At 37.5% G+C, this 16,555-nt stretch carries 15 protein-coding genes; 10 read left to right on the top strand and 5 right to left on the bottom strand.

Translation table 11 applies throughout. The annotated features are described in order from the left end of the window. Nucleotides 1-35 precede the first annotated feature (35 nt). The 9 genes from LOK78_RS14630 to LOK78_RS14590 all read left to right on the top strand — a co-directional run bounded on the left by LOK78_RS14630 (nt 36) and on the right by LOK78_RS14590 (nt 8,609). A complete protein-coding gene (locus LOK78_RS14630; protein WP_232635423.1) occupies nt 36-869 on the top strand; it encodes a helix-turn-helix transcriptional regulator in 834 nt (277 codons plus the stop codon). An 85-nt stretch (nt 870-954) separates the two neighbouring features. Continuing rightward, nucleotides 955-1,551 carry a YceI family protein gene (locus LOK78_RS14625; protein WP_232635422.1) on the top strand — a complete coding sequence of 199 codons (597 nt, stop codon included), beginning with the start codon at nt 955-957 and terminating at the stop codon, nt 1,549-1,551. Nucleotides 1,552-1,557: 6 nt separating this feature from the next. Next, nucleotides 1,558-1,986 (top strand): DoxX family protein, encoded by a 429-nt coding sequence (locus LOK78_RS14620; protein WP_166961534.1) that lies wholly within the window; start codon nt 1,558-1,560, stop codon nt 1,984-1,986. Between the two features lie 99 nt (nt 1,987-2,085). Further along, nucleotides 2,086-2,673 (top strand): ester cyclase, encoded by a 588-nt coding sequence (locus LOK78_RS14615; protein WP_232635421.1) that lies wholly within the window; start codon nt 2,086-2,088, stop codon nt 2,671-2,673. A 27-nt stretch (nt 2,674-2,700) separates the two neighbouring features. Next, nucleotides 2,701-3,225, top strand: coding sequence for a YceI family protein (locus LOK78_RS14610; RefSeq protein ID WP_166961538.1), 525 nt, complete (start codon nt 2,701-2,703; stop codon nt 3,223-3,225). A 12-nt stretch (nt 3,226-3,237) separates the two neighbouring features. After that, nucleotides 3,238-4,083 carry an SDR family oxidoreductase gene (locus tag LOK78_RS14605; RefSeq protein ID WP_232635420.1) on the top strand — a complete coding sequence of 282 codons (846 nt, stop codon included), beginning with the start codon at nt 3,238-3,240 and terminating at the stop codon, nt 4,081-4,083. An 83-nt stretch (nt 4,084-4,166) separates the two neighbouring features. Beyond that, nucleotides 4,167-4,991: a 4,5-DOPA-extradiol-dioxygenase gene (gene ygiD, locus LOK78_RS14600; protein WP_502243834.1), complete on the top strand. Its 825-nt coding sequence runs from the start codon at nt 4,167-4,169 to the stop codon at nt 4,989-4,991. Nucleotides 4,992-5,158: 167 nt separating this feature from the next. Continuing rightward, nucleotides 5,159-6,673, top strand: coding sequence for a family 43 glycosylhydrolase (locus tag LOK78_RS14595; RefSeq protein WP_232635418.1), 1,515 nt, complete (start codon nt 5,159-5,161; stop codon nt 6,671-6,673). Nucleotides 6,674-6,842: 169 nt separating this feature from the next. Next, entirely contained in the window at nt 6,843-8,609 is a 1,767-nt protein-coding gene (locus LOK78_RS14590; RefSeq protein WP_232635417.1) for a glycoside hydrolase family 2 protein, read from the top strand. Nucleotides 8,610-8,722: 113 nt separating this feature from the next. On the opposite strand, the gene LOK78_RS14585 is transcribed toward LOK78_RS14590, so the two are convergent. The 4 genes from LOK78_RS14585 to LOK78_RS14570 all read right to left on the bottom strand — a co-directional run bounded on the left by LOK78_RS14585 (nt 8,723) and on the right by LOK78_RS14570 (nt 12,680). Beyond that, on the bottom strand, nt 8,723-9,145 hold the full coding sequence (locus LOK78_RS14585; protein WP_232635416.1) for a DoxX family protein: 423 nt from the start codon (nt 9,143-9,145) through the stop codon (nt 8,723-8,725). Nucleotides 9,146-9,177: 32 nt separating this feature from the next. After that, the gene (locus LOK78_RS14580; RefSeq protein ID WP_232635415.1) at nt 9,178-10,425 is read right to left on the bottom strand and encodes a redoxin domain-containing protein; all 1,248 of its coding nucleotides are present in this window, start codon (nt 10,423-10,425) and stop codon (nt 9,178-9,180) included. Between the two features lie 220 nt (nt 10,426-10,645). Continuing rightward, on the bottom strand, nt 10,646-11,614 hold the full coding sequence (locus tag LOK78_RS14575; protein ID WP_166961557.1) for an amidohydrolase family protein: 969 nt from the start codon (nt 11,612-11,614) through the stop codon (nt 10,646-10,648). A 289-nt stretch (nt 11,615-11,903) separates the two neighbouring features. Beyond that, nucleotides 11,904-12,680, bottom strand: coding sequence for a DUF6090 family protein (locus LOK78_RS14570; RefSeq protein WP_232635414.1), 777 nt, complete (start codon nt 12,678-12,680; stop codon nt 11,904-11,906). A gap of 368 nt (nt 12,681-13,048) precedes the next feature. Here LOK78_RS14570 and LOK78_RS14565 point away from each other — a divergent pair, with 368 nt between their 5' ends. After that, nucleotides 13,049-15,547, top strand: a complete 2,499-nt coding sequence (locus LOK78_RS14565; RefSeq protein ID WP_232635413.1) for a glycoside hydrolase family 2 TIM barrel-domain containing protein — start codon at nt 13,049-13,051, stop codon at nt 15,545-15,547. An 82-nt stretch (nt 15,548-15,629) separates the two neighbouring features. Here LOK78_RS14565 and LOK78_RS14560 read toward each other — a convergent pair whose 3' ends face one another. Further along, nucleotides 15,630-16,553: a DMT family transporter gene (locus tag LOK78_RS14560; RefSeq protein WP_232635412.1), complete on the bottom strand. Its 924-nt coding sequence runs from the start codon at nt 16,551-16,553 to the stop codon at nt 15,630-15,632. Between the last annotated feature and the right edge of the window lie 2 nt (nt 16,554-16,555).

Below are 16,555 nucleotides of genomic sequence, written 5' to 3'. Positions count from 1 at the left end.
ATATCCATTCCCTAACTTAACCAATCAAGGTTTCAATGAATAAATTATTTCACATATTTAAGGTTGATGTTGAGGAAGCCAACAGAATTGCTGAATTATCTGAAGAGCCGCACAACCATGATTTCGAAGAATTATTAATCGGAATAAAAGGGGAACTAGAGCATTTTATAGATTTCAACACAACACAAACACAAGCCCCATTTGTGAGTTTTGTATCCAAAGGGAAAGTACATAAACTTCTCCCTAAACCACTAAACGGAGATTGCGAAATTTGGGGTATTCGATTTAAAAGTGAATTTATTCCTGAGACCACTTTTCAACTGTATTCACTTTATCACAATCAAGCCAACTTATCTCTGGAGGAAGGCTTCTGTTTTCAAAGATTGGTCACTTTATGCCAAATGATATTTGATGAAACCCAACAGGAAATGGTTGACTACGCCATTATTAGACAGTTGTTAGGGGTATTACTTACTATGATTGAGACAGAGCGAAAAAAATTGACACCACCTGATCAAACCATTCAAAAAACACAACACATATCCTTTGGAAACTTTTTGAACATCCTAGAAGAAAACTTTAGGAGACCAGTGGGAGTTGAATTCTATGCCGAAAAACTCTTTATGTCCTCAAGAAACCTCAACTTGATCTGCCACAATATTATGGAACAAAGTGTTTCTGAAATTATAGAAACCCGTAAGTTGATAGAAGCCAAAAACCTCCTTATTTCTACTGATAAGACCATCTCAGAAATAGCTTATGAGTTAGGCTACAACGAAAACTCCTATTTCTCAAAAGTCTTCAAAAAGAAAGCTGGTCAATCACCAAATGAGTTTCGTGAAGAAATGAAAAGCACCCTTATTTCCTAAAATTACCATTCGTTTACCGAATTGTGTAAGACCACAGGCGCCTGTTGTTTCCATCTTTGCATTGTCAATTTAAAACAAGTAAAAGATGAAAAAAACAATTCTAATTTTAGTAGCCGTATTTTTAATTAATAACCTAACTGCAACAGCACAGTCTGAAAAGCAAATTTGGTCCAATGATCCTCCACACTCCCAATTATATTTTACAGTAACACATTTAGGGTTTAACGATATCAGTGGGACTTTTGACAATGCAACCATTAAGGTTAGCGCGTCAAAACCTGATTTTAGCGATGCCACTTTTGAGTTAACCGCCCAAACAAATTCCATTAATACCTTAGTGGAAGCTAGAAACAACCACTTGAAAAGTGCTGATTTTTTTGATGTTGAAAAATTTCCCACATTGACCTTTAAAACCACTGAATTAAAAGCAAAAGGAAAAGGAAAATTCAAATTAACAGGGGACCTTACCATGCACGGAGTAACCAAATCAGTTACTCTTGAGCTTATCTACAGAGGTCAAACTACCAACCCTATGAGTTCTAAACTTACCACCTCGTTTCAGGTGACTGGTGTTATCAAACGTTCAGATTTCTCAGTGGGTGACAAATTCCCTGAGGTAATTGTAAGTGATGAAGTAAGAATCAAATTCTCAGGAGAATTTATTCAACCTGACAAACAATAAATCGTCATGCTAGATTATTTATTAGAGATCTTAAAAGTAAATCAGAGTGCTACAAATATTGATGTGGCACTCTTGATCTTGAGAGTAGCAATTGGAATATTAATGCTTCAACATGGGATTCCAAAAGTTAAAAAGCTCATGTCTGGAGAATCCATCCAATTTTTTGCAACCTTTGGTTTAAGTGAGCGTAACTCCCTTAAAATGGCAGCTTTCGTGGAAGTATTTTTCTCAATCTGTGTCATTTTAGGCCTAGGCACCACCATTACCGTGATTCCGTTATTGTTCACCATGATTATAGCCGCTTTTCACACATTGAAATCTCAACCTTTTGACAAAAAAGAAGTACCTATTTTATATCTGTTAGTTTATGTGGCCTTATGTCTTTCAGGAAGCGGTACATTCTCATTGGATTACCTACTATTCGGACTGAGTTAACTCTAATTTCCTAAAATTACCATTCATTTACCGAAAAGTATAAGACACTAAACACCTAATATTCTGACCTTTGTAACATCAATTTAAAACACATTAAAAATGAAATCAACCTTAAAAACCTTAAGCAAAATAGCAACAGTAGCTTTCGTCTTCATGACTTTTCTTGCTAGCTGTTCAAATGACAAAACCACCGAATTGGAAGAAAAAATAGCCACTTTGGAAGCAGAACTACAAACATATAAGGATGCCGAAGCTATAACCCAAGAACGTTTGGTAGCGTTTGATTCTTTGGATTTTGAATTTTATACCAACCAAAAATGGGAAAACTTTAGCCACAGCCATACCGATGATATCGTAGTTTACAATGCTGATGGAAGTATTTCAAAAGGACTGTATCCAAACCACATCAATGACTTAAAACCCATGTTTGTTTTCGCACCAGATACCAAAATAAAAACACATCCAGTAAAATTTGGAACAGGTGACTGGACTGCTGTTATTGGTGAATTAGAAGGGACTTTCACAGAACCTATGCCTATTGGTGATGGAAAAACAATTCCTCCAACTGGAAAAACATTCAAATTAAGAATGGCTACAATCGGACACTGGGACGGTTCAAAAATGTCCGAAGAATACCTGTTCTATGATAATCTATCCTTTATGAAACAAATAGGATTGGCTGAATAAATTAAAAATTAATAAAAACATCAAATCATGGCAAATACAACATGGGCAATCGACCCAACACATAGTGAAATAGGTTTTAAAGTAAAACACCTAATGATTTCTAATGTCAAAGGGTTCTTTACAAATTATCAAGCTTCCATTGAGGGAGAAGATTTAACAAAATCACCTGTAAATGTGCAAATTGAATCTAGCTCTATAAGTACAAACAATACAGATAGAGACAACCACTTGAAAAGTGCAGATTTCTTTGACACCGAAAACTTCCCCACTATTACCTTTAAAAGTCAATCATTTACAAAAATAGATGATGACACATACAAACTTTCGGGAATCCTAACCATTAAGGATGTGAGCAAGGAAATTGAATTGGATGTTGAGTATGGTGGAACCAACAAGGATCCTTGGGGTAATGAAAAACTAGCTTTGGAAGTGACTGGAAAAATAAACCGTAAAGACTTCGGACTAAATTGGAATGCAGCTTTGGAAACAGGAGGCGTTTTGGTTGGTGATGACGTGAAGCTTCATGCAGAAGTTCAATTTGTTAAACAATAAAACCGAATTAAAATGAAAGTAGGAATAACAGGAGCTTCTGGAAAGCTAGGACAATGGGTCATTACCAAACTTAAGGAAAGAATGGCTCCAGAAGACATTGTTGCTTTGGTTCGTACACCAGAAAAAATGGAAGGTGAAGGTATTGAAGCTAGAACTTTTGATTATAACGAACCTGATCAATTGGCAAAAGCCTTAACAGGTATAGATAAACTCCTATTAATTTCTGGAAATGAAATAGGAAAACGCTTTGAACAACATGCAGCCGTTATCAAGGCAGCCCAGGAAGCTGGCGTTAAACATCTTGTCTACACCAGTTTGTTAAGAGCAGACGCTTCTACCCTAGTTTTGGCTCCAGAACATTTGGAGACCGAAAAAGCTATTAAAGATTCGGGTATAGAATATACTATTCTGCGAAACGGTTGGTACAATGAAAATTACACAGAGGCGGTAAAAGACACCATTTCTCAAGGCACGTTATATGGTAGTTCGGGAGATGGTAAAATCTCATCAGCTGCACGTGAAGATTTCGCAGAAGCTGCTGCCATTGTATTAAGTGAGGATAGTCATAAAAATAAAACTTATGAGCTTTCTGGAGACCAATCCTATACGATGACTGACTATGCTTCAGAGATTTCAAAATTAGTGAAAACGGATATTCCTTATGTGAATTTACCGGAAGCTGAGTTTGCCAACGCTTTAGAGCAAGCTGGACTACCTACCCCAGTGGCAGCCTTTTTTGCTGGAACACATACCGCAACCTTAAATGGTGACTTGTATGATAATGATAACCAACTTAGTAAGTTAATAGGTAGACCCACTACCTCGATTTCCGAATCACTTGCTAAGGAATTGTCATAAATCAAAAATCAACTAGGAGACCTCAAATGAAAAGAAAGCAATTTTTAAAATCACTAGCTTTATTGCCTTTAATCGGTTCGACAATGCACTTAAGAGATTTAAATAAAATGACCTCCAACATGAGTAATACAGGCAAAATGCCTGTATTATTCCTGGGTCATGGCAGTCCGATGAATGCCATCGAGGAGAACGAGTTTGTAGAAGGATTTAGAACAATAGGAAGAAGTCTCCAAAAGCCCAACGCTATTCTTTGCGTATCCGCACATTGGGAAACCCGTGGTACCTTCGTAACAGCCATGAACAATCCGAAAACCATCCATGATTTTGGTGGCTTTCCACAGGCTTTGTTTGATGTAGAATATCCCGCTCCTGGAAGTCCAGATTTAGCTTTGGAAACACAAAAACTCATTACCAAAACCCATGTGGAATTAGACCATAAATGGGGTCTAGATCATGGCGCATGGAGTGTAATTAAACATCTGTATCCAAATGCTGATGTACCTGTTATTCAAATGAGTATTGATTATTCCAAGCCAGGTCGTCACCACTATGAATTAGCTCAAGAGTTAAACAGTCTACGCCACAAAGGAGTATTGATTATTGGAAGTGGGAATATGGTGCATAATTTGCGAAAAGTAGCTTGGAACAAACTTCATGAAAACTATGCTTTTGAATGGGCAACTGAAGCCAATGAAACCATGAAAAAGCACATTTTGAATGGGGACCATCAAAAGCTCATCGATTTTAAATCACAAGGTACCGCCTTTGATCTTGCTATTCCAACTCCAGAACATTACATCCCCATGCTTTATGCCTTAGGGTTAAAAGACGAAAACGAAACCGTCAGGCTTTTTAATGATAAAGCCGTGGGAGGTTCTTTAACCATGACTTCGTTTATTGCAGGATAATTTGTCAAATCGATACCGCACTCAATAAGAAATCAGGCTACCTTAAATTAGGTTTTATTGTGGCTGAGCTGTTCTAAAATTAAATTGAAAATCGTATATTTACGGTCAATATGACCATAAGTCGTATTGCACACAGCTCACACAATACTAATTTAATAGACACTTTCATGAAGCGGATCATTTTATCATGGTTACTAGGCCTCGTAGCCTTGACTTTTCAGGCGCAAAATCAGAATTACAGACAAGACAATCCCAAAGGCACTTACACCAATCCTATCTTTCCCGGAGACTATCCAGACCCCAGTATTTTAAGGGATGGTGAAGACTTTTATATGGTACACTCATCCTTTGAGTACTATCCGGGATTACTAATTTGGCATTCCACCGATTTAATTAATTGGGAGCCTATTACGAATGCCTTAAATACCTATGTGGGCTCTGTCTGGGCACCAGACTTGGTAAAATATGAAGACAAATACTATATCTATTTTCCTGCCAGTGACACCAATTACGTCATAGTAGCTGATGATATTAAAGGACCTTGGAGCAAACCCAAGGAACTTAAAATTACTATGATTGATCCAGGTCATATAACCGATAAAGAAGGTAACAGATTTCTATATTTTAGCAGCGGTAGCTACGTACCTTTATCTAAGGACGGTCTTACGGTAACAGGGGAACCCAAACATGTTTATGATGGTTGGGAAATTCCTCGAGAATGGAGTATTGAATGTTTTTGTATGGAAGGTCCCAAGCTATTTAAGCGCGGGGAGTATTACTATTTAACAGTTGCCGAAGGAGGAACTGCTGGTCCCGCTACAGGACATATGGTTATTTCAGCCCGTTCCAAATCACCTTTGGGACCTTGGGAAAATGCCCCACATAATCCTATTTTAAGAACCCAATCTGTAGATGAACCTTGGTGGTCTATGGGACACGCCACCATTTTTGATGATGGTCAAGATAACTGGTACATGCTATTCCATGGCTATGAAAAGGACTTTTATAATATGGGTAGACAAACCATGCTGGTTCCCGTAGAATGGACCAAAGATGGCTGGTACCGCATTCCTGATAATATTTCGGTTAATAAACCTATAAAACTACCTAATCTTGAAAATAAGCTTAAGTCTTCGTTTTCACTTAGTGATTCTTTCCAAGGTCCCGATTTAAATCCCCAATGGAGTTTCTTTAAAGAAAGTAATAAAGAACGTTTTCAGTTTGCCAACCAAGGACTTGAAATTCAAGGCAAAGGTAATAGTGTAGCTGGATGCTCCCCACTATTAACCATGCCTTCCAACCATTCCTACACGGCGGATGTAGAATTGGAAATTGAGGGTGATGCGACAGGTGGTTTGGTGTTATTTTATAACGAACGAGCCTTTTCTGGTATTCTTGCAGATAAAAGCAATGTCTTGGCCAACTTAAGGGGGTGGCAATTTACAACCGAGGCCAATGTTATTAAAAGACATGTTTATTTACGTCTTAAAAACACCAATAATTTGGTGGATATGTATTATAGTTTGAATGGTACCGATTGGGTGAAAATCGAAAATTCCTTTGATGCTTCGGCATACCATCACAACGTACTAAGTGGTTTTATGGCACTACGCATTGGACTTTGCTCTATGGGTGAAGGTCAAGTGAGGTTTAAGAATTTTGTGTACACGCCTTTAGATTAAAATATTATAAGAAAAGCGTTATGTAAGAACATGACGCTTTTTTATCTTCTCATCTTTAAAAATTGCAATCTTCTTAGCATTTTAAGATATTGCACTTATATATCACAAACTAATTAATTCTCCTACGATGTTAAATTCATCCTTCAAACTAGTGTTGTTATTAACCATAATGATATGGACATTGGTTCCTCAAGCTCAAAACACCTTTATTTCAAATACTGAAAACCGAACTTTCACCAATCTCAATGGAAAATGGAACTATGTATTAGATCCGTACATGACTGGTGGTATGGGAGGTAGAGCCATAATGGACAATTATGAACCCACAGATAAAACTGGAAGAGTGGAATATGGCTTTACACCAGACAGAACCTTATATGTTCCTGGAGGTTGGAATACACAAAAGCCGGAACTAGCTTATTTTGAAGCTGCTATTTGGTACCGTAAAACTTTTGACAAGCCAGATTTTGATGCGAGCAAACGCTATTTTGTTTATATAGGAGCCGCCAACCAAACAGCGACGGTCACCTTTAACGGAAAAGAATTAGGAAAACATGAGGGAGGCTACACGCCTTTTAGTTTTGAAGTAACCGACTTAATAAAGAAACAAGACAACTTCTTAATCATTGGTGTGAACAATCAAAGAGACGCCAGTGATATTCCAGCCAAAGTTCACGATTGGTACAACCATGGCGGTATAACAAGAGATGTCAGACTGATTGAAGTGCCAAAAAACTTTATAAACAATTACTTCCTTTCGCTAGATCGCGAATCGTTAAATAAAAAGACCAAAACGATTAAAGGAAAGCTGGAACTTGCAGGTAACTCACTGCCAGAAAACGCTCAAATATTAATTCCTGAATTACAAATTGAGCAGAACATTGCCGTAAAACCTAAAGGAGCCACTGCGTTTGAAGTGACTGTAAAAAACTTGAAATTATGGTCACCAGACAGTCCGAAATTATATGACATCATCATCAAAGCTGGCGATGATGAAATACGTGACCAAATTGGGTTTAGAACCGTTGAAACCAAAGGCAAAGAAATTCTACTTAATGGCGAACCTATCTTTTTAAAGGGGATTTGCTTACATGATGAAAACCCTTTAAGAAAAGACCGAGGAAACTCAATTGAAGATGCCCAATTGCTTTTGGGATGGGCCCAAGAATTAGGATGTAATTTTATACGTTTGGCTCATTATCCGCATCAAGAAAAGTTAGTCAGACTAGCAGATAAATTAGGCATTCTTCTCTGGGAAGAACTGCCTTTATACTGGGGCATTCAATGGGAAAACCCAGAGGTGTTAAAAAAGGCCAAAGAACAATATACTGAATTAATTTATCGAGACTATAACCGTGCTAGTTCCATAGTGTGGTCCATTGCAAACGAAACAGCTCCAATTCCTTCTCGAAATGAATTTTTATCTGAAATGGCAGATCATGTAAGGTCTTTAGATCCTACCAGATTAATTTCTGCTGCCATTAAAAAAGATCAAGAATTGGATGGGCATCCAGATAGTGTTTATACCTACAACGACCCCTTGATAGAGAAACTAGACATCTTAAGCATTAATGAATACTTGGGATGGTATGGTGGATTACCAGACCAATGCCGAACTAAATCCTTTACCTCTGGTTTTGAAAAGCCCATAATCATCAGTGAATTTGGTGGTGGTGCCTTACAAGGTTTTCATGGGGATAAATTGACCCGTTGGAGTGAAGAGTTTCAAGCCTATTTGTATGAGGAAAGCATTGCTATGTTTGACAAGATTGACGGTATGGTAGGAATGACTCCATGGATTTTGGTAGATTTTATGTCGCCCTTGCGTCAATTGCCAGGTGTGCAGGATGGCTGGAACCGCAAAGGTCTCATTTCTGAAAAAGGAGTTAAGAAAAAGGCCTTTTATGTTCTAAAGGATTATTACAGTAAGAAGTAGAAGACTTACCTCTATCTGTTTTTTGGCTTTCCAGTCAAATAACTAACAGCATGTAAGACTTTATCACAAACGGCATAACTTTGTTTTAGCTAACAAGTTTATGCCGTTTTTAATTATACCCTAATCAGATTATCAAGTTCTAAAAACTTTTCTTTCATGAGACTTAGTGCAAAGGCTGCGGCAGAGGCTGTATATACCGAATAATCAAAGGCTCCTTTTATACCAGATGAAAACGTCATGGACAAGGCAAAGATTAAAAGAAGGAATCCGCTCCATTTTGCTGTTTGTTCCGTTTTAAAGCCAATTATCAAGAGGATGGCGAATATAATTTCAGCTCCTGTAGCCAAGATTCCAATGGTTGGGATGAGGGCCTCTGGAAGCCACGGATTGATGTACTGGGTATATTCTAGAAAGCTATCCCAATTTCCCCAAACTGTGCCGTCCTTGCTCCACATTCCAAATCGGTCTGCCACTGCAGATAAAAAGGCAGTGGATAGGGCTAGTCGTAAAAAGAGCTTAATGATTTTAGAATTCATGGTTGTATATCGTTTTAAGTCAATCTAATCACTTAATTCAATCGAGTCTCCAGTACCTTCCTGACTTCTTCTGCTGTCGGGTCTTTAGCCAAAATAATCCCTTGTTCATCAACAAGGAACATACCTCCTCCACCTCCATCTACACCATATTTCTGCCATATACCATTCTTTCTATCAAGCTCAACAAGGTTAAGCCACTCCCATTTTTCTTTATCAAGGAACTTGATGAGATTATCTGTATTTCTGAATTCTCCAGCGACTCCCACAATAGTAAATCCTTTATCCTTATAATCATTATAAACCGGAACCATCGTTCTACTTTTAGCAATACATGGTCCACACCAAGTAGCCCACAAATCCAAAAGCGCTATCTTTCCGTTTATTTTATCAGAAAGATTTATCGCGTTTCCATTTAAGTCAGGGGCTGAAAAGTCGGTAAATTCCTTACCTATTTTCACATTTTCTATGGCATTAATTAAATTGGAAGCAAGTTCATTGTAAGGATGGTTTGGATTGGCTTTTGATAGAATATGATAGGATTTTTTAGCCTCTTGGATATCTATTGTTTCTTTGTCGAAAATCAGACTTTCCAATAAAAAAGAATAAGAAACCAAGGTTGGATTTTCTCTTATATAATTTTGCTGAAATACCTTTTGCTCTTCATAAATGGGTTTTATTTTATCCTCTAAAGCTTGGGCTTGAGGACTTAAATATTGTCTCGATCTTTGCAAACCATCAATTTTTCTATAAATAGGCACTTTTTCATCTTGACTTTTGGCCACCCTTAGTTCCTCAAAAAGTAATTTGGCCTGATCACTTATGTACTGATCTCTATCAGAAAGAGCCATTAAACTGTCTTGAAGTGGTTTTAAACGTTGCTCAAATTTTTCATCCAGACTTTGTTTATAGGCCTTATATTGTGCATTCAACTCACCTCCCTCTACGAGGTTTTTATCAAACTCGTCTTGATCGTAAATGGTAAGATTCATTTTTTCATTCTCAAGAAACAATGGCATAAATCTTCCCAAATCTTTGGTTAGAAATAAGCTCACTGCCTCAGGATGCTCTAGTTTGGATTTATAATGAAACTTTCCATCTATGACAGGTATCTCAATAATAGAATCGAATCTAGTATCTTGATTGGGTTTTAATAAAATAATGGATGTGGTTTCTGTACCGATTGTTTTACCATCAATTTCCAGAATATGCTCCTTTTCTTGGGAACAATTAAAGAAAACCATAAAGGTTAAGAACAAGGTTAGTTTAAGAGTCCATCTCATGTTATACTTGGGGTTTTATTTTGACCTAATTATTTTACATATCTAAAATACAGGTTTAATAATAGTTGCAATAGAAAAAGGAGATATTTTTCTTACCCTTTATTGCGTAAAAAGAGATTCAACTATTTCCAAGCCGCTTGAGCCGTTTGAAAGATTTACTATCAGGACACAAATTTAAAAGGAGTCACTTTTATATATTCTCGGTAAAAGTCAAATTCAATTACTTCCTACCTTTCTTATGCTTTTTAATCTCCTCCTCAGACAATCCCAAAAATTCTGCAGCATTATCATAAAAGATATCTTCTTTTTGATCTAGAGTCAGAAAATCGGCTGAGTTGATTGTTTCAATACCAACATCTATGGTTTGAGGCCAAACCATTTGGTCACTTCCATACATGATGCGATTGCCAAAACCTGCATCTATAAGATCCTCTAAAAATTTATAGCATTCCTTTTTAGGTAAAATCCAATTAATTACCGCAATATCCAAGTATAGATTAGGATGTGCATACATCATAGCCTTTACATCTTCAATGTATGGCCATCCCCCATGCATCATATACAGTTTCAAATTTGGAAATCTTACAAAAACCTCCTCCAATTGCAACGGATTTGCATTATAAACACGCATTCCACCAAGCATTTCCGGCATCAGGTGGAACCCATAATTAGGGCCGCCTGGAAGCACGTGAAACCCTACTGGAATATTTAACTTTTGAGCCAGTTCAAAATAGGGCATCTGAGTGGAATCGGATGCCTTCATTCCGGCATAGAAAGGAGCCATCTCTGCTATAACTTTTAACTTTCCATCTCTAAACTGTTTTTCTAATGAATCAATTGGTTTATTAGCACCTCCCACTAGAATTCTATCAGAATCATCATTTAACCAAACTTCGCCATTTCCCACTACTGCTTTAACGATATGGTATTTTTCAAACCTCTTTAGCACCTCTTGTTTTAGTTCTTCGACAGTTTTTACACCTTCAAAGGTTTGACCTCTTAAGGTTGGTGGATGTGTTTGACCGAATAGTGGATTTTCATCTTTATAAGCATGTAAGTGCATATCTATAATAGGACCATTATAGGCTTGGTTTAAGTTTGCATGCAACTCTTTCTCATGATTGGTTTGATTACAACCTAGCATGAGCAGTATTATCAATAAATAAAATATTCGTAGTTGTGATTTCATAACTGTTTAAATTTTTGAATTCATCTATAAGCTTTCATACGTCTACACAAGACGCATCCATGAGAACTTTTAAATGGAAACCCTATTACATTAAAGATAATAAATTTAAAACAAGTCATTAAAAATCAGTTAATTGAAGTCAATTAAAACAATAATCACTTTATTTATTTTCATAAATGTTTGCTCATCTTTTAATAGAGTTGATGTGATTTTCACCAAAGGTTATAGATGTTTCTTCACCTTCAAAAAATTCTTTTAGAGAGGATAAGTATGCCAATTAACCAATCTATCATTGGGCCAGTATGGTAGTAATTTCTTCCTGAATGCTTCGCCCTAGCTGGTTAATAATTTCTATGGAGCCAAGGCGGTCTTTGTGTTTGTCAATCATTTCATAAAGCTGGGGGTTTAGGCTTTTATTTTCTCTGAATGCCTTTAGGTCATATTCTGCCTCGTATCCTTCTTCTATAGCTCCCGAGAAATTGGATACGTTTTGAGATTCCAATTCATTTGAGGGAATAATGATATAGTATTGAGACAACTCCAAAATTAAATGGTCTATGGTGCGATTACCTTCATCTGAATAGGTTTTAAGAAACTCGATTTGCCCGTAGTAATCGTTTAAATTTTCCTTGAGCGATTCTGATCTCAGTGTATTTAAAAGGCCCGATGTGGTTAACTCTGTGTAGGCATTTTTAGAAAACTTTATTGCTGGAGTAAAGGCGGACAGCCTAAAGGCCATTCCCAACATGGAATCGTTTTCAACCACATAATCTGGATCGGCATGCACCTTGAACAACAACTCTGCAGCTGTCAAGAAGTTCTCTTTTTCTACCTTGTAGACATTGTTGAAATAGAAGTTATCCTGCTTTAATTCTTCTGATAAATTTTCAAGTAGCGAAATGGCGCGTAACCGGTCTTTTTTTAAATCATTTTGATTATTAATCCCTAAAGCAATCAAAATACCAATTACTACCAGAATGATTTCACCTATGGCATACAGCATGTATTTACCAAACCTGTTTGAATAGGCGGAGTTCTGTCTTAATTTTCTAAAGAATTTTATCATATGGTATCACGGTATAATATGATGATGTTTTTTAATGGGTTCCCACTTAATAGATTTATCCAAAACTTGCCAATAGGTAGTTTAAAATTTAAGTAGCTAGGGGATTTGATTTCAAGAGATTGTAATTTAACAATTTAAAGTTGGTTTTTAAAATTCATTTGAAGTTTTATCTAACCATGTTCTTTGCAACCAAAATGGACGTTCCTTTATCCTTTTTTATTAGTTTACTATAAAACTGAAACAGTTCTAAATTTTACAAAAAATAGAATCTTAATGAAATAGTCTTGAATATTTTACTCAAGATTTTTGTTGCTTTTTCTCCTATAAGCTTAACTTTGTAAGACCTATTATTTTCTAACACATTACCCTTGAAATCAATTAATATCCTCCCCGCTTTCGCAATCGTATGTTTGTTCTTACTAGCTCTCACTCCAAGTGCAGCACAAGTATCATTTGGCAATCCCGAGTTGATTAATAACTCTTGGTTGTTCCAATTGGGAGACATACCAGATGCCTCCTCCCATTCCCTTGATGATTCTAAATGGCAAGCTGTTGACCTTCCTCATGATTGGAGCGTTCAAGCGCCTTTAAGTCCTTCTTTGGCCAGTGCCACCGGATATTTACCAGGTGGAATAGGCTGGTATCGAAAACACTTAAGCATTCCTACTGAGAAAAGCGGTGACAAGGTGTATCTCTATTTTGAGGGGATTTACAATCGAAGCGAAATCTTTGTGAACGGACAATCCTTGGGAAAGCATCCCAATGGATATGTATCATTCCTTTTGGATGCAACGCCTTACATACGATACGGTCAAGACAATCTCATCTCAGTCAGGGTGGATCACAGCCAATCTGTTGATTCCAGATGGTATACAGGATCTGGTATTTACCGCGATGCATGGGTGGTATATGCCAATCCCATTCATATTGCCGAATGGGGTGTCTACGCTTATCCTGAAAAACAGAATAAGAACTACCAATTACAAGTAGAGGTTGCTCTAACCAATGATACCGATAACAATCAAGAGGTTCAGGTAGAACATGAGCTGCTATCCCCAGAAGGTTCAGTAGTTGCAACTTCCTCCAAATCTATGAGCGTAGAAGCTCATGCAAATAGTCAAATCCAAACGTCATTAAAAGTGAAACGTCCAGAGTTATGGTCTATAGATTCCCCAAATCTTTATACTTTAAGAACTCGAGTTTTAAAAGGTTCTGAAGTACTAGATGAAACTATCACTACTACTGGTTTTAGAGATTTTACCTTTGATGCCAACCGAGGTTTTGCACTTAATGGGGAATGGATGAAAATAAAAGGCGTTTGTCTACATCATGATGGTGGCGTTTTAGGAGCAGCTGTACCTAGAGCCGTATGGAAACGACGTTTGCTTACTCTAAAAGAACTAGGGGTTAATGCCATAAGAACAAGTCACAATCCACAAGCACCAGATTTGTATGAGTTATGTGATGAATTGGGCCTTTTGGTATTGGATGAAGCTTTTGACGAATGGGAATATCCAAAACGAAAGTGGATTGAAGGATGGAATGTAGGTACTCCAGGATACCAAGGTTCTTATGATTTCTTTGACGAATGGGCTGAGAAAGACCTAGCCAATATGATAAAACGGGATAGAAATCATCCTTCCATTTTTGCATGGAGTATTGGTAACGAGGTCGATTATCCAAACGATCCTTACTCCCATCCTGTTTTGGATGGTGGTGAAAAAACAGGTTTTACACAACCCATTTTTGGTGGTTATAAAAAAGATGCTCCCGATGCCAAACGTCTTGGTGATATTGCCAAACGCCTCGTTGAAGTAGTCAAAACCTATGACCGCTCCCGACCAACCACAGCCGGACTGGCTGGAGTGGCTATGTCTAATCAAACCGAGTACCCCTTTGCTCTGGATATCACAGGATATAATTATACCGAAAGCTTATATGACCATGACCATGAGGCATATCCTAATCGCGTGATTTTTGGCAGCGAAAATGGCCATGATTACAGTGCTTGGGAAGCGGTTACTTCTCGTGATTTTGTATTCGGTCAATTTCTTTGGACAGGGATTGATTACCTTGGGGAATCTGGTTCTTGGCCTTCCCGCGGTTTTTATTCTGGTCTTTTGGATTTTGGTGGTTTTATTAAACCTAGGGGCTTTTTTAGACAATCATTGTGGAGTGACCAACCGATGGCTTACTTGGGAACTTATCCAACTCCGGGTAAGGGCAGTAAAAATCAGGCCGAAGATGTTTGGTCTCAACTGGATGCCGACAATGAGGATTATGAAGAAACCACCCCGTCAAAGGATGCTTGGGCCATTTGGAACTATTCAGAAGGGCAACTTATCAGAGTTGTATGCTATACCAATGCCGCACAAGCTGAACTTTATCTCAATGATGAACTAGTTGGAGAACGTAAGTCCTACGACTCTACCAATGGTATTATTTATTGGGATATACCCTATACCAAGGGCAAGCTAGAAGTTCTAGGACTTGATCAAGAAGGGAATACCATAAGTCAAGATGCGATTGTTTCATCTGATAGACCAGAAGCCTTGAAAATTATTTCAGAAATACCTGATAACCTTGAGCCTGGTGATGTGGCTCAAATCATACTACAGGTTGTTGACAAAGACGGCGTACCAGTCATGCTATCTGATAACGAAGTGACCTGTTCTATAACGGGAGATGCCTTTTTATTAGGCTTGGAGGCTAGCAATAACAAAGACATGAGTGATTATACGGATAACAAACATCGTGTTTACCACGGTCGACTAATTGCTTATGTGAAATTAGGCAGTGATCCTAAAGATGTGATTGTAAGATTCTCGTCACCTTGGCTAAAGCCCACCGAAGTTAAAATAAAATAAAAAAATAAAAGGCGCAGAATGCATTCTGCGCCTCATTTAAACTCCCCTTTTAGAAGTTAAGCTATTAATCAGTTAAGGGAGTTCATATTTTATTATATGCCATTTTTTTTCGCTTTCTTTTTGATTGTGTGGTCACCAAATACACACCAACGACCACCAAAATAACCGCTAAAGGCTTGTCCCATGTAAAACGATCTTGGCCTACTAACATGGCCACTATTGAAGCAATTATTGGTTGTAAGTTCATAAAGATACTTACAGTACTTGCTTCTAATCTTTTTAAGGCATAAGGCATTAAGAAAAAGGCCAATGTTGTTGAAAACAACAAAGCAAATGCTAAGAAAGCATAAGCTAAAACCGTGCCCTCACCTGAATAAATTCTTTGATTCTCAAGCCCTGAAAAACTAAATGGAATAGCCACCAAAGCTGAAATCAAAAACATCCATTTGGCAATGGTGACTGGTTGGTATGTCATGGATACCTTTCTCGTCATCACTAAATATCCAGCATAGCAGAGTACACATAAAACAGAAAACAAGATTCCTAAAAACTGATTTCCTGCTATCTCATTTCCCGTATTACTCAGCACAATTATAAGAATGGCTCCAGAAATACTGATAGCAATACCGATAATCTTTCTCAAAGAAACTCTTTCCTTTAGAAATAGCGATGATAGTACCAAAACCACTACCGGTGTAAGTGCCATGAGTAAAGAAAAAATAACGGGCGAGGTATATTGTAATGCTTTTGAAAAAAGGAATTGGGTCCCAACAAAACCCATAACACCTCCTAAGAAAATGATAGGAAAATCTTTTTTATGGACTTGCTCCCTTTTTAAAAACGATGCTATGACCCAAAAGATAAAGACGCCAAAGAACATTCTAGTTACCGTATAGCCAATGGGGGTCATCCATGATTCCATGAGCGCTTTGGTTACCGGTATATTAAGTCCGAAAATGGTATTAGCACCTAAAATGGCCCACAACCCTTGTTGTTTTTCCTTCATAT

The sequence above is a fragment of the Mangrovimonas futianensis genome (genome assembly GCF_021245805.1).
Classification (GTDB): domain Bacteria; phylum Bacteroidota; class Bacteroidia; order Flavobacteriales; family Flavobacteriaceae; genus Mangrovimonas; species Mangrovimonas futianensis.
Note: the sequence above shows the minus strand (reverse complement) of the source record. Positions and strands in the feature narration are given on the sequence as shown.